8 protein-coding genes are annotated in these 11,588 nt (G+C 73.8%); 4 read left to right on the top strand and 4 right to left on the bottom strand.

Annotated elements, in window-relative coordinates; all coding sequences use genetic code 11:
- Positions 1–18: 18 nt before the first annotated feature.
- On the bottom strand, positions 19–390 hold the full coding sequence (locus tag EF879_RS24625; protein ID WP_123562629.1) for an STAS domain-containing protein: 372 nt from the start codon (positions 388–390) through the stop codon (positions 19–21).
- 548 nt (positions 391–938) lie between these two features.
- Here EF879_RS24625 and EF879_RS27395 point away from each other — a divergent pair.
- Positions 939–1,088 (top strand): hypothetical protein, encoded by a 150-nt coding sequence (locus EF879_RS27395; RefSeq protein ID WP_158624286.1) that lies wholly within the window; start codon positions 939–941, stop codon positions 1,086–1,088.
- Between the two features lie 193 nt (positions 1,089–1,281).
- Entirely contained in the window at positions 1,282–1,713 is a 432-nt protein-coding gene (locus EF879_RS24620; protein WP_123562719.1) for a hypothetical protein, read from the top strand.
- Between the two features lie 67 nt (positions 1,714–1,780).
- On the opposite strand, the gene EF879_RS24615 is transcribed toward EF879_RS24620, so the two are convergent.
- Together EF879_RS24615 and EF879_RS24610 are read right to left on the bottom strand one after the other, a co-directional pair.
- Entirely contained in the window at positions 1,781–4,477 is a 2,697-nt protein-coding gene (locus EF879_RS24615; RefSeq protein ID WP_123562627.1) for a cellulose binding domain-containing protein, read from the bottom strand.
- Between the two features lie 287 nt (positions 4,478–4,764).
- Positions 4,765–6,798, bottom strand: a complete 2,034-nt coding sequence (locus EF879_RS24610; RefSeq protein WP_199736598.1) for a hypothetical protein — start codon at positions 6,796–6,798, stop codon at positions 4,765–4,767.
- Positions 6,799–7,049: 251 nt separating this feature from the next.
- Here EF879_RS24610 and EF879_RS24605 point away from each other — a divergent pair, with 251 nt between their 5' ends.
- Positions 7,050–7,727, top strand: coding sequence for a BON domain-containing protein (locus EF879_RS24605; protein ID WP_123562625.1), 678 nt, complete (start codon positions 7,050–7,052; stop codon positions 7,725–7,727).
- Positions 7,728–7,853: 126 nt separating this feature from the next.
- On the top strand, positions 7,854–8,405 hold the full coding sequence (locus EF879_RS24600; protein ID WP_123562623.1) for a DsbA family protein: 552 nt from the start codon (positions 7,854–7,856) through the stop codon (positions 8,403–8,405).
- 185 nt (positions 8,406–8,590) lie between these two features.
- On the opposite strand, the gene EF879_RS24595 is transcribed toward EF879_RS24600, so the two are convergent.
- A complete protein-coding gene (locus EF879_RS24595; protein ID WP_123562621.1) occupies positions 8,591–11,572 on the bottom strand; it encodes a LuxR C-terminal-related transcriptional regulator in 2,982 nt (993 codons plus the stop codon).
- Between the last annotated feature and the right edge of the window lie 16 nt (positions 11,573–11,588).

Below are 11,588 nucleotides of genomic sequence, written 5' to 3'. Positions count from 1 at the left end.
GCGCCCCGGGGGGCGTGGTCAGACGCCGGGTACCTTGACCTCCTCCTCGGCGGACGAGGGACCTGCGAAGTAGGGCTCCGGTGCGCCGAAGAGGCCGAGGAGCCCGGTGACCCAAAGCTGCCGGTGGACGAACCGACTCGGCTCGGTGACCACGAGCTTGACGCCGCTGACCTCCGCGGTCTGGAAGCCGGCGACCATGGCGCTGATGCCGACAGAGTCGATGAAGCTGACCAGTCGCATGTTGAGCTCGATCCTGGACGGCCGCCCCTTGGTCAAGACCTCGGCAATCGCCTCCCGGACCTCGTACGCCGTATCGACGTCGATTTCTCCGCGAGGGGCGATCTCCACGACTCCACCGGGCAGGACCGACTTGACGATCGACAGGCTCACGCGAGCACCTCCACTCGCCCATGTCCGGGCGCCTAATCAGTACGCGGGCCGCGACCGAGAGTATTCCTCCTCCGGCCCCGATCGCCACCCTTCCGGCCGGGCAATCTATTCAACGAGCCGACAAACCTACCCGGTAACGGGGCAAAATGCGGCAAATTTTCCGGGCGTACCCGGGTCCGTACCACCAACCACGATCCCGAGCGTAGTCCTCCCCGGGCCGACGCGGTGCCACCCGCGGCCCGTGTCGGGGCCCCAACCGGGGCCGCGGGTGGCGCTCCGGCTCCACGTCCAGCCCAGGCCGCCGACGATCCCACCAAACCGGGGCATGACGTGACAGATCTCACAGCACAATCGGCCCTGGCGACGAACTCATCCCCCCACGCCCGACCTCCGAGGAGGACTCTCGTCCCTGATCGGTGAACGGACGCCGCCGAGCACCTACGATAGGGACACCTATCGATCAGACCGCCCCGCGCCACACCGCCATCTGGCTCGCCGAGGCGGGCCGGGCACGCCACCGGGCGGTCCCGGCGCCCGGGAGGGAACTGATGCTGAGGAAGCTGCTCGGACTGGCCGGGGTGGGTGCCCTGCTGACCCTGGTGCTGGCCTGCGGGTTCGCGGGCGCTGGCGGCGACGATGACGATGATGACGACGACGATGATTTCGCCCGGGCTGTCTCCGTTGTCCTGATCCGTTGACCGCGACCGCCGCATCGCGAGCCGGTTCCGCCCGTACCGCCCGCGGGAGCGGAGCGGTTACGGCAGACTTCGGGGCGTGATCCCGGGTTTGCCACGAAAGCCGCCGGCGCACCCGGACAGCGACCGCAACCGCGCCGAACAGACACCTCTGTCCGAAGTGGTCGCGGTGTTCGGCAACCGAGGAGGTCCACAGATGCGCGGAACCCACCTGCGGAAACCCCGGCGCACGCCCGAGCGGATCACCGACCAGGCGTGGGAGTACCTGATCAACGTGGTCAACCCGGTCGGTACGTCGGCGCGGCGCACCGCCCGCGGCACCACCCGTTCGGCGCGCCGGGCCGGCGGGCAGCTCAGCGGGCGGGCCGGGGCGCGGATCGTCGGTGTCGCCGACGAGGCGCGGCAGCGGGCCGGCCGGGCGTACGACGCCCTCACCGGCCGCCGCCCGGGCCTGCCCTGGAGCTGGCTCGCCGCGGCGGTGCTGGTCGGCGCCGCGGTGGCCTGGGCCGGCACCGCGTCCCGCACGGTGCTGGCCCGGTCCGGGAAGGAGCTGCCCGCCCGCGACCGGCTTGAACTCGTGGACGCCGACCGTTCCGCCTCGGCGGTCCGGCTCGACACCACCGCCTGATCCGCCGGGTGGCGGTCCGGCCCGGCACGGCATCCCCCCCCGCCGGGACCGGACCCTTCCCACGTCGTCAGCTCGGTACGCAGCTGACCGACGCCGGTACGTCGTTCGTGCCGGTCCACCTGGCGAGGAAGCCGGACGTGGTGGAGGCGCCGGGCGCCAGGTTGCCGTTGTACGGCGCGTTGCGCACCGAGACCGTCCCGCCGGTCTGGATGTGTAGGCCGCCCCAGATCTGAATGATCGACTGCCCGTTGGGGAACGTCCAGCCCACGGTCCAGCCGCTGAGCGCCGCGGTACCGGTGTTGCGAACCGTCACCTCCGCCTGGAAGCCGCCCTGCCAGGAGCCGGTCACCAGGTACGTCGCCGTGCACGCCCCCGCCGGGGCGGAGGTCGTCGGCGGCGTGGTCGGGGGACGCGTGGTCGGCGCGGTCGTCGGCGGGGCGGTCGTCGGTCCGCTGGTCGGCCCGCCGAGCCGGTCGGCCACCAGGATGCCCCGACCGTTGGTGCCCAGGTAGACCCGGCCGTAGACCCTCGGGTCACCGGTCAACGCCTCGCCCATGTTGCCGTACTGGTGCCGGTCGTCGTTGATCCGGACCCAGGTGGCACCGGCGTTGTCCGACCGGTAGACCCCGGTCACCCCGTCCACGGTGGCGACCGCGAAGACCGCCGGGTACGTCTGCCCCGGCGCCGCCCGGCCGAACCCGACGTTGACCGCCCAGGTGACGTTCGGCAGCCTGGTGAAGCTGGCGCCGGCGTCGGTGGAGCGGAGAATGCCGGTCTCCCCGGCCAGCCAGATCTCGCCCTCGACGCCCGGCACCGCCTTGATCTTCACCCCGCCGCTCGGCAGCCCCGTCGCGGTCGCGGTGAAGCTCTGCCCGCCGTTGGTGCTGACGTAGAACCGGCCGCCGGAGACGCCGTAGAAACTCATCGGGTTCACCCGGTCGGACTCGACCACGGCGTTGGCCGGGATACCGCTGGCGGCGGCCCAGGTGGTGCCGTACCCGACGGAGTAGACGACCGGCTGGCCCGCGTCGCCGGGTGCCCAGAGGAACCGGCTGCCGTCGGCCGCGGCGGCGACCGTCCCCCCACTGTTGATCCCGGACGGTTCGGCGCCCTGGAACCAGTTCGCGCCGCCGTCCGTGGAGAAGGCGACGTGGCTGTCGTTCGGCCGGTCGGCGTCGGTGAAGTTGCCGGCCCGGACCATGACGCTCGGGTTCCGCTCGGCGAAGTCCAGGCTGGTGGTGCTGGTGAAGGTGGGCTGGGTGAACATCATCGCCGGGACGGCGTCCAGGTTGGTGTGCCGGAACCCGCCCACGTCGCCGAGCGCGCTGACCAGCGGGGCACCGCTCGGTGGACTGATCAGGTCGAGGACGGCCGTCTCCTCCAGCCCACGCACCATGGGGCGGATGGTGACGGTGCCACCCCTGTCCCAGTCGCGCAGGTTGGTGGTGCCGTAGATCGTCGCGCCGGTCCCGTACAGCAACCGGTTGCCGTCGAACGGGTCGATCTCCAGTGACTCGTTCATCCAGCCGAGCTTCGGGGTCTCCTCCGGCGGGGCGGGGTTGGCGCCAAAGGTCAGCCAGGGCGCCGAGCTGATGTCCATGGTGTAGCGCTTGGTCCGGGTGGGGTAACCGGCCCAGTCCCAGGCCCGGGTCCAGGTCGCACCCCCGTCGGTGCTGCGGAAGAAGATCGCGTCCGGCCACCAGGAGATCTGGGTGGCGACCATGATCGTGTTGGGGTTCTGCCGGTCGATGGTCAGCCCGCTGTACCCGAAGTACGCGTCGGAGCTGCTGGACGGGATCGGGCTGATCTGGGTCCAGGCGCCGGTGGCCCGGTGGAACTTCCAGACGTCGCCCTTGCCGCCGTCGTACGGGCCGCCGGTGTCACTGGTGGCGATGTAGAGGTAGCCGCCGACGGGGTCGACCACGCCCTTGTGCGCGAGATAACCGGTCGGCTGGCCGGGGATCCGCTCCCAGCTCGTCCCGCCGTCGGTGCTCCGGTAGACCGGGTTCTGCTTGTCCGCGACCCCGACGTAGATCGTCCGGGTGGCGGTGCCCGGGGTGCCGGTGCTCTTGTCGAACGCCACCCAGGTCACGCCCTGGTTGTGGTTGAGGTAGCCGTTGGGGTCGTTCGGGTCCTGGGCGTAGTTGCCGGGGTTCGGGAAGCTGCTGACCTTCGCCCACGTCGCGCCGTAGTCGGTGCTGCGCCAGAGCCCGTTGCCGCCCTCGGCACCGAAGTAGACGATGCTGTTGCGGTTCGGGTCGACGGCGAGCCGCTCCCCCTGGCCCCGCCCCGGCATGTTGCCGCCGACCTTGAACGGCAGCTCGTACGCCTGCCAGCTGTTCCCCCTGTCGGTCGAGCGCAGGATGGCGCCGTTGTTCGGGTCCCAGTCGTTGGTGTACATCCCGACGGCCGCGTACACCCGGTTGGTCTGCACGGGATCGGTGGCGATGCTGAGCACACCGTTCCAGCCCCACCGGTCCCAGCCGACCCAGTCCAGCAGCGGGATCCAGGACTGGCTGGACTGCTCCCACCGGTAGGCACCGCCGATGTCGGTACGGGCGTAGATCAGGTTCCGTTCGGTGGGGTTGAAGACGATGCCGGGAACGAAGCCACCGCCGTCGATCCGGACGTTCTTCCAGGAGTACGGCTCGGCGGCGGCGGCCGAGGCTGGCGACGCGGAGGGGCTGACGGCGACCTGGGCGACCACCGCCGTCGTGCCGGCGGCCAGCGCGGCGGTGAGCGCGCTGGCGAGACTTCTACGCATGTGAGGGCTCCCTGTCGAAGAGCTCGCCGACGGCGTACGCGCCACCGCGTCCGCCGGACGAGGAGAGGACCGTCCGCACCGGCGGGAGCGGCCCGCCGGGGGGGCGGGCCGAGGGCGGACCAGGCCGGGGACGGGCCCGGTCGCCGCACGGGTACGCGGACGGGGAACAGGTGGTGAGGGAGCTGCCCTGGGGCTCCCGTGGCGTCGCTTCGGCTCCCGCGACGGCCTCGTGCGACACCGTCACACAGGCCGTCACGCACTGTCAATAGTTGTGCTCTTAAACTAAGTCACCCGAGGCGGAACACGACGTGACCACCGATCTCCTCGCGCGTGACCCCCAGCCCGTCCACCGGGCGGCTCAGCACGTCCTGCCAGGGAGAGCCGGGCAGGTACTCCGGCAGCACCACCACGGTACGGATGCCGAGGCCCCGCAGGTAGTCCACGCTGGCCCGGTCAGGGAAGCTGGTCGTGACCGCGTGGGTCCGGGCCTGGGACTCCGGGGTGAAGGAGGCCAACCCGTTGACGATCTTCGGGAAGCCGTCGGTGGACCAGAGCATCACGCTGAACTCGAGGGTGCCGCTCGCCGGCAGCACCAGCAGCGGACCCTCCGCGCCGCGCAGCGCCGCGGGTTGTGGGATGACCGGGGCGTGCGGGGTGGTGTTCACCCCCTCGAGGACGACCAGGGCGAGCGGTATCGCCGCCACCAGCCGGGCCAGCGTCCGGGCTCCCCGCCCGGCGGTCGGTCGAGGCTTCGCCACGGGCTCCGGCGGCACGGGGTAGCGCGCCGGACGCAGCACCGGCCGCCCCGGCCGGGGCGCCGGGGCCGGCGGCGGGGCTCCGGGAGTCGCCGACGGCTCGGCGGCGTCCCGCTTCGGCTCGCCGGCGGCATCCGCCCCCGCCCCGCTGACCGGGGCCGTGCCCTCGCCGACCGGGTCCGTCGCCGGCTGACGGGTCAGCGCGGTGAGCGCCCCGGCGGCCAGAATGCCGAGCAGCAGCGTGGTCCAGAGAACGAGCCGGCCCGGGGTCCGGATCGCGTCCCAGCCAGGCACGTACAGGACCAGGGTGGCGTACCCCGGGTTGCCGTCGCCGCCGAACGTCGTACCGCTGGCCAGAACCACGCTGACCAGCACGCCGACGGCGAGGACGACCCGGTGTCGGATCCGCCAGGCCGAAAAGAAGAGACCGGCGAAGGCGAGCCCGATCAGCACCACCCCTGGCAGCAGGGTCATCTCCCCGGCGAACGAGAGGGTCTGTCGGGCCGCGGCGTGCCGCTCGCCCCAGAGCCAGTTCTCGGGGGGCGCGGTCAGGAAGCCATGCCACGGCGGGGAGAACTGCGCGATCTGGGCAAGCGTCCGACGGCCGGCCGGGTGCCGCGCCACCACCTCCAGGTACGGCAGCGCCATGAAGCCGGTCACGCCGGCGAAGATCAGCCCTCCGACCAGGTCCGCGACGAACAGCCGTCGGCCGAAGAGCGGCCGGCGCCCCCGCCGCCACCAGGACCAGAGGTAGCAGACGCCGACGGCGACGCAGATCAGCGCCAGGACGTACCCGAACGGCAGGCCGATCCCGAAGCCGAGGGTGATCTGCCACGCCGCCACCAGCCAGCCGGCGAACGCCCAGCCGGGGCGGCTCCGGTCCGGTCGGTAGCCGTGCCGCAGCGACCAGCCGTGTCCCCGGGACAGCATGGCCAGGGCCAGGGCGATGCCGCCGACCGAGAGGACGTGCAGGTGTCCCGCCTGGGCGAGCCGCCACGGGGCGTACGCGAAGGCGACCCCGGCCACCGCGGCCCCGATCCGGCCCGCGCCGAGCTGCCGGGTCAGGGCGTACGCCCCGACAAAGGCGAGCGCGTGCACCAGCACGTACAGGATGTTGTAGCGGATGACCGCGGCGACCGGACCCTCGCCGATCATCCCGAACGGGGCGTAGCCGAGCAGAGTGTCCGAGTAGGCGTAGGTGTACGGCTCCGGATAGAACGTGTTCGAGTGCCAGAGCTGGAGCGGTTGGTGCAGGACGGCGTATCCGCCCCACGCGATCTGCCACGCCTGGAGGGTCGGGTCGCCGATGTCCTGGGGGATCGTCCAGGTGATGTCCCTCAGGGTCGGCCAGGTCAGGACGACGGCCAGGAGCAGTCCGCCGAGGCTGGCGAGCGTCCACTCGTGCCGGACCAGCCGGAGCACGAACGTTCGGGCCCGGCCGGGAGCAACACCCGTGCCCTCCGCGGCGGGCGCGTCGGGCCGCCCCGAGCCCGCGTCGTTCCGAGCGGTCGGCGCGGATCCGGTCTGCTCCGGGTCGGCCCCGACCCTCTGCTGCTCCGTCGTCATCCCTCGTCCCTCCGGCCGGGCCCGTCCCCGCACCCCATCGGCATCGATGATCCCTGATGGCCGTCGTCCCTGTCACTCCCGCTCCGGCCGGCGGTCGGCTCACCCGCTCAGGGCGAGGAGTCGTCACCCGGACGTGAGCCAGGGTCGGAACCGACGGTGGCGGGCGGAGCCTACCGCCCACCGCCCCGACCGGGACGAGACCCCGTCCGGTCCGTCCCGCGCCCCCGGATCCGAACGCGGGAGGAACGACCATGGCGACCCGGACGATGAGCCACAGCGACGAGGAGATCCAGCGCGACGTACTCGCGGAGCTGGCCTGGGAGCCCCGGGTGCAGCCCAACGAGATCGGGGTGATCGTGCGGGAGGGCGTCGTGACCCTGCGCGGCTGGGTGGACAGCTACGCCAAGAAGTGGTCGGCCGAACGGGCCGCGCACCGGGTGAGCCGGGTACGGGCGGTCGCCAACGACATCGAGGTACGACTGCCCGGTGCCGCGCAGCGGCCCGACCCGGAGCTGGCCGCCGCCGCGCTGCGGGCGTTGGAGTGGGACGCCTTCGTGCCCGTGGAGAACCTCGACGTGACCGTCGCCGACGCCTGGGTGGTGCTCCGCGGTGAGGTCGAGTGGGAGTACCAGCGGCGCGCCGCCGAGCAGGCGGTCCGCAGGTTGTCCGGCATCCGCGGGGTGACCAACGGCATCTCGGTACGGCCGCGCGAGGCACCGGCACCGGAGGAGATCTCGGAGCGTCTCCAGCACGCGCTGGTCCGGAGTGTGGAGACCGACGCCGAGCGGATCGGCATCCAGATCCGGGCCGGGGTCGTCGTCCTCTCCGGGACCGTCCGCTCGTGGCTGGAGCGGGAGGAGGCGGAGCGGGTCGCCTGGTCCGCCCCGGGCGTCACCGCCGTCGACAACCACATCACGGTCCGGCTGTGAGCCCTCGGCCGGCAGGTCCGGCCCGCGGGCGCTCACCCGCTTCGGGTGAGGAGCGCTCACCCCGCCCGGTGCGACCCTTCGGTCACCACACCGCGCTGTTTGCGCCGGGGCCATCGAGGAGCACCAGTGAGCACTCCCCTACAGGTCACGGTCAGCCGGCTCCGGGTGCCCGTCACCGAGGTCGACCACATCCGGGGCCCGGCGGACGCGCCGGTCACGCTCGTCCAGTACGGCGACTACCAGTGCATACACTGCGGGACCGCGCACGGCATCCTCCACGAGGTGCTGCGCCAGCGGCCGGAGACCGTACGGCTGGTCTTCCGGCACTTTCCGCTGGTCAACGTCCACCCGTACGCCGAGGACGCGGCGGAGGTCGCGGAGGCGGCGGCCGTCCGGGGCGGTTTCTGGGCGATGCACGACTGGCTCTTCGAGCACCAGGACCAGCTCGACCCGGTGCATCTCTCGCTCGGGATGCAGCAGCTCGGACTGCCGGCGGACGAGATCGGCGAGGAGGTCGGCCACCACGCCTACCTCGACCGGATCCGGGGTGACTTCGTCGGCGGGATCCGCTCCGGGGTCGCCGCCACACCGACGTTCTTCCTCAACGACCTGCCGCTCGACGGGTCGTACGCCGCCCCCGACCTGCTGGCCGCGATCGACAAGGCCGCCGGGGCGTGACGTCGGCGGCCCCGGTGTGCGTCGCCGACCGGCGCGGCACCCGCGGCGCGCGCCGACCACGCGATCCGTGGGCGCGGGCCGGCACCGCGCCCGGGCCGCCGCGGGCGTGAGTCCGGGGACGCGTCCCGCACGGCCGGCGTACCGGGTCACCGCGGAGGCAGCTCGCGCGCGCCGCGTACCGGGCCTCACAGCAGATGCAGCTCGCGCGCCCGGCGTACCGCGTCCCGGCGGCGGGTGGCGTCCAGCTTGCGGTAGATGTTCCGGATGTGGGTCTTGACGGTGTTGACCGACAGGGACAGCTCCGCCGCGATCTCCACGTTGGACAGGATGCTCTGGAGGTAGCGCAGCACGGTCAGCTCACGCTCGGTCAGCGGTTCGCCCAGCCGGGCCAGCGCCGGGGCCGGCCCCCCGGCGCCGTCGCTGGCCGCGATCAGGTCGCTGACCAGGGGCCAGTACCGGGTGCCCGAGTCCAGATGGGTGGTGAGCAGCTCCCGCACCGGCGGGTCCGCCCGGGTGAAGACCCGGCGGTAGCCGTCGGGTTCGGCGAGTTCCAGCACCCGCTCCACCGTCCGGGCGGCCCGACGCTGGTCGCCCGTCTGCCGGGCCGCCCCGGCGTCCAGCAGACCCGCCTCGAGCCGGGTCGGCAGCGGCCAGCCGGACGCCTCCGGCCCGTCCCAGTCCGGCAGGGTACGCAGCGCCGCGTGCGGGTCTCCGGCCCGCAGGTACGTGCGGGACAGGGCGACCGCCACCGGCGCGACCAGCGCGTACCCGTCGGATCGTGAACCGCCCGCCGCGACCGCCGGCGCGAGCAGTTCCCGGGCCGGTTCGAGGTCGCCGTGCGCGATCCGCACCTCGGCCTCGGCCGCCAGCAGCCAGTGTTCCAGCAGCCGCGCCCCCGGACGGTCAGCGGGCCGGTGGTGCCACGACCGGCCGTGCCATTCGTGGACGCTCGCGCTCTCCACGGGCTGGCGCGGGTCGGCCCCGGCACCGGACGGCGGCGGGCCGAGCTGGTCGCGGAGCCGGCGCCGCGTCGCGGCCAGGGCCTGGTGGGCGCCGGGCAGGTCGCCCCGGTCCCGCAACACCTGCGCCTCGATCAACCCGACCAGGACGACGACCATCGGCTCGGTGACGGACTCGGCGGCCTGGGCGGCGAGCGAGAGGTTGGCCTCGGCCTCGTCGGGACGGTCCCGGTGCAGCGCGACCAGCGCCCGGGCGAGGTGGGCGTGCACCCCGTCGGCCGGGCGGGCGGGTACCGCGTGCGGTGCAGCGCCGAGCGCCGCCCGAGCCGCCTCGTCCGCCTCCCGCAACCGTCCCCGGATGGCCCGGACCAGGGCCAGCCGCCCCTGACAGAGCCGGGTGGCCCGGGACAGTCCCGCCGCCTCGGCGTCGGCGAGTCCGTCGATGAGCTCCGCCTCCGCCCCGAGGTCGCCCCCGGCGAGCCGCAGTGCGGCCCGAAGCAGCCGGGCCACGGCGAGTTCGGCCCGGTCGACGGCGAGGCACGCCGGGTCGAGCCCCGGTACGTCGATCCCGTCGACGCCAATCGGGCCGGCGCCGGCGCGGACGGGATCGGCCCGGCCATCACCGATCTCGCCGGCGCCGGTCCCCTCGGGGCCGACCCGCCCGGCGTCTCCCCCGTCGGGGGCGATCCGGGTGGCGTCCGGGTGGGGGCCGGGCGGGCGGGCCGCGGCGGTCGACCGGTCCGGGTCGACCCGACCCAACTCCAGCAGGTCGGCGGTACCGGCCTCGACGGCCGCGACGTCACCGGTCAGCTGGGCCGCGGCGAGCCGCAGCGCGGCGCCGATCCGCCGCAGCCGGTATCGGTGGGTGTCGTCGCCGAGCGGCCCGGTGAGGTCGGCGGCGAGGTCCAGATAGCCCCTCGCCGAGGCCGGGTCCCGGGCGTCCAGCCGGTCGGCCGCACAGGCCAGCGCGAGTTCCGGGTGGGACCGGAGCACCTCGGGCGGGGGTGGGGGTGGCGTGGCGCGGGGCGGTCCGCTCTGCCCGTACGGGACCAGATCCGGCCAGTGCCGGAGCAGGATCGTCGCGGCGTACCGCCAGTCCGCCCCGGCGAGCGCGTGCCGAAGGGCCTCGCCGGGCAGGTCCCGCGCGGCGGACCACTCCGCCGTCCGGCGGTGCAGCTCGGCGAGCTGGTCGGCGGGACGCCGCGCTACCTCGGCCCGGAGCAGGTCGCCGAGCATCGGATGGAGCCGGTACGCGGGCGGGCGCCCGCCGAGCGGGATCACGAACCCGCCGTGCCGGTCAAGGTCGGTGACCAGCCGGTCGCCGTCTGCCCGACCGGTCACGGTGTCGACCAACTCGGCGGAGAAGGTCGCCGCGAGACAGACCCGGCACAGCGCCTCGCGGGTCTCGGCGGGAAGGCCGGCGAGCAGTTCCTCGGTCAGGTAGTCGGCGATCGCCGGATGCTCCCCGGTGATCTCGTCCAGGCACCGGGCCGCGTCGGGATGGCCCGCGCGCGCGAGCGCCGCGAACCGCAGTCCCGCCGCCCACCCCTCGGTCCGGCTCAACAGGCGACGGCCCTCGTCGGGCGAGAGCGGCAGGCCGTACGCGGCGAACAGGTCGGCCAGCTCGTCGGACCGGAACGCCAGGTCCACGGCGCGGATCTCGGTCAGCTCGCCGCTGAGCCGCCAGCGGCGCAGGGCGAGCCCGGGGTCGGTCCGGCCGGCGACCACCAGCCGCAGCCGCCCCGCCGTGTGCCGGAGCAGGAACTCCAGCCCCGCGACAACCTCGGGGTCGTCGGCCTGGTGCAGGTCGTCGAGGACCAGGGTGACCGGTTCCGGCCGTGCGGCGATCTCCTCGGCGAGATGGGCCAGGCCGTACCGGTGGTCGGGCTCGTCCCCGACGTCCGGTTCCGCGTCGGGTACGGCCGGACGCAGCGCCGCGGCGACGTACGCCCACAGCCGCCGTCCGTCGCCCGGCTCCACGGAGAGCCAGCCCAGCGTGTCCCCCATCCCCCGGTCGTCCGCACGGCGCGCCTCGTACCAGGAGCTCAACAGCATTGTCTTGCCCCAGCCGGCGGAGGCCGAGACCAGCGTCAGCGGGCCGGCCGTCCCCGCGTCGAGCTGCCGGAACAGCCGAGGACGGGGCAGCACCACGGCCCCGGACCGGGGCGCGGCCGCGAGCTTCGCACTGAGCAGGGGCTCCCGCGACACCGACCTCTACCTCCTC

This window comes from Micromonospora sp. HM5-17 (genome assembly GCF_003762835.1).
Classification (GTDB): domain Bacteria; phylum Actinomycetota; class Actinomycetes; order Mycobacteriales; family Micromonosporaceae; genus Plantactinospora.
Note: the sequence above shows the minus strand (reverse complement) of the source record. Positions and strands in the feature narration are given on the sequence as shown.

Bases quoted from the DNA above. Each gene is read 5' to 3' on its own strand.
- EF879_RS24610 (WP_199736598.1), bottom strand. From the start codon at position 6,798: ATGACGACGGAGCAGCAGAGGGTCGGGGCCGACCCGGAGCAGACCGGA.
- EF879_RS24620 (WP_123562719.1), top strand. From the start codon at position 1,282: ATGCGCGGAACCCACCTGCGGAAACCCCGGCGCACGCCCGAGCGGATC.
- EF879_RS24605 (WP_123562625.1), top strand. From the start codon at position 7,050: ATGGCGACCCGGACGATGAGCCACAGCGACGAGGAGATCCAGCGCGAC.
- EF879_RS24615 (WP_123562627.1), bottom strand. From the start codon at position 4,477: ATGCGTAGAAGTCTCGCCAGCGCGCTCACCGCCGCGCTGGCCGCCGGC.
- EF879_RS27395 (WP_158624286.1), top strand. From the start codon at position 939: ATGCTGAGGAAGCTGCTCGGACTGGCCGGGGTGGGTGCCCTGCTGACC.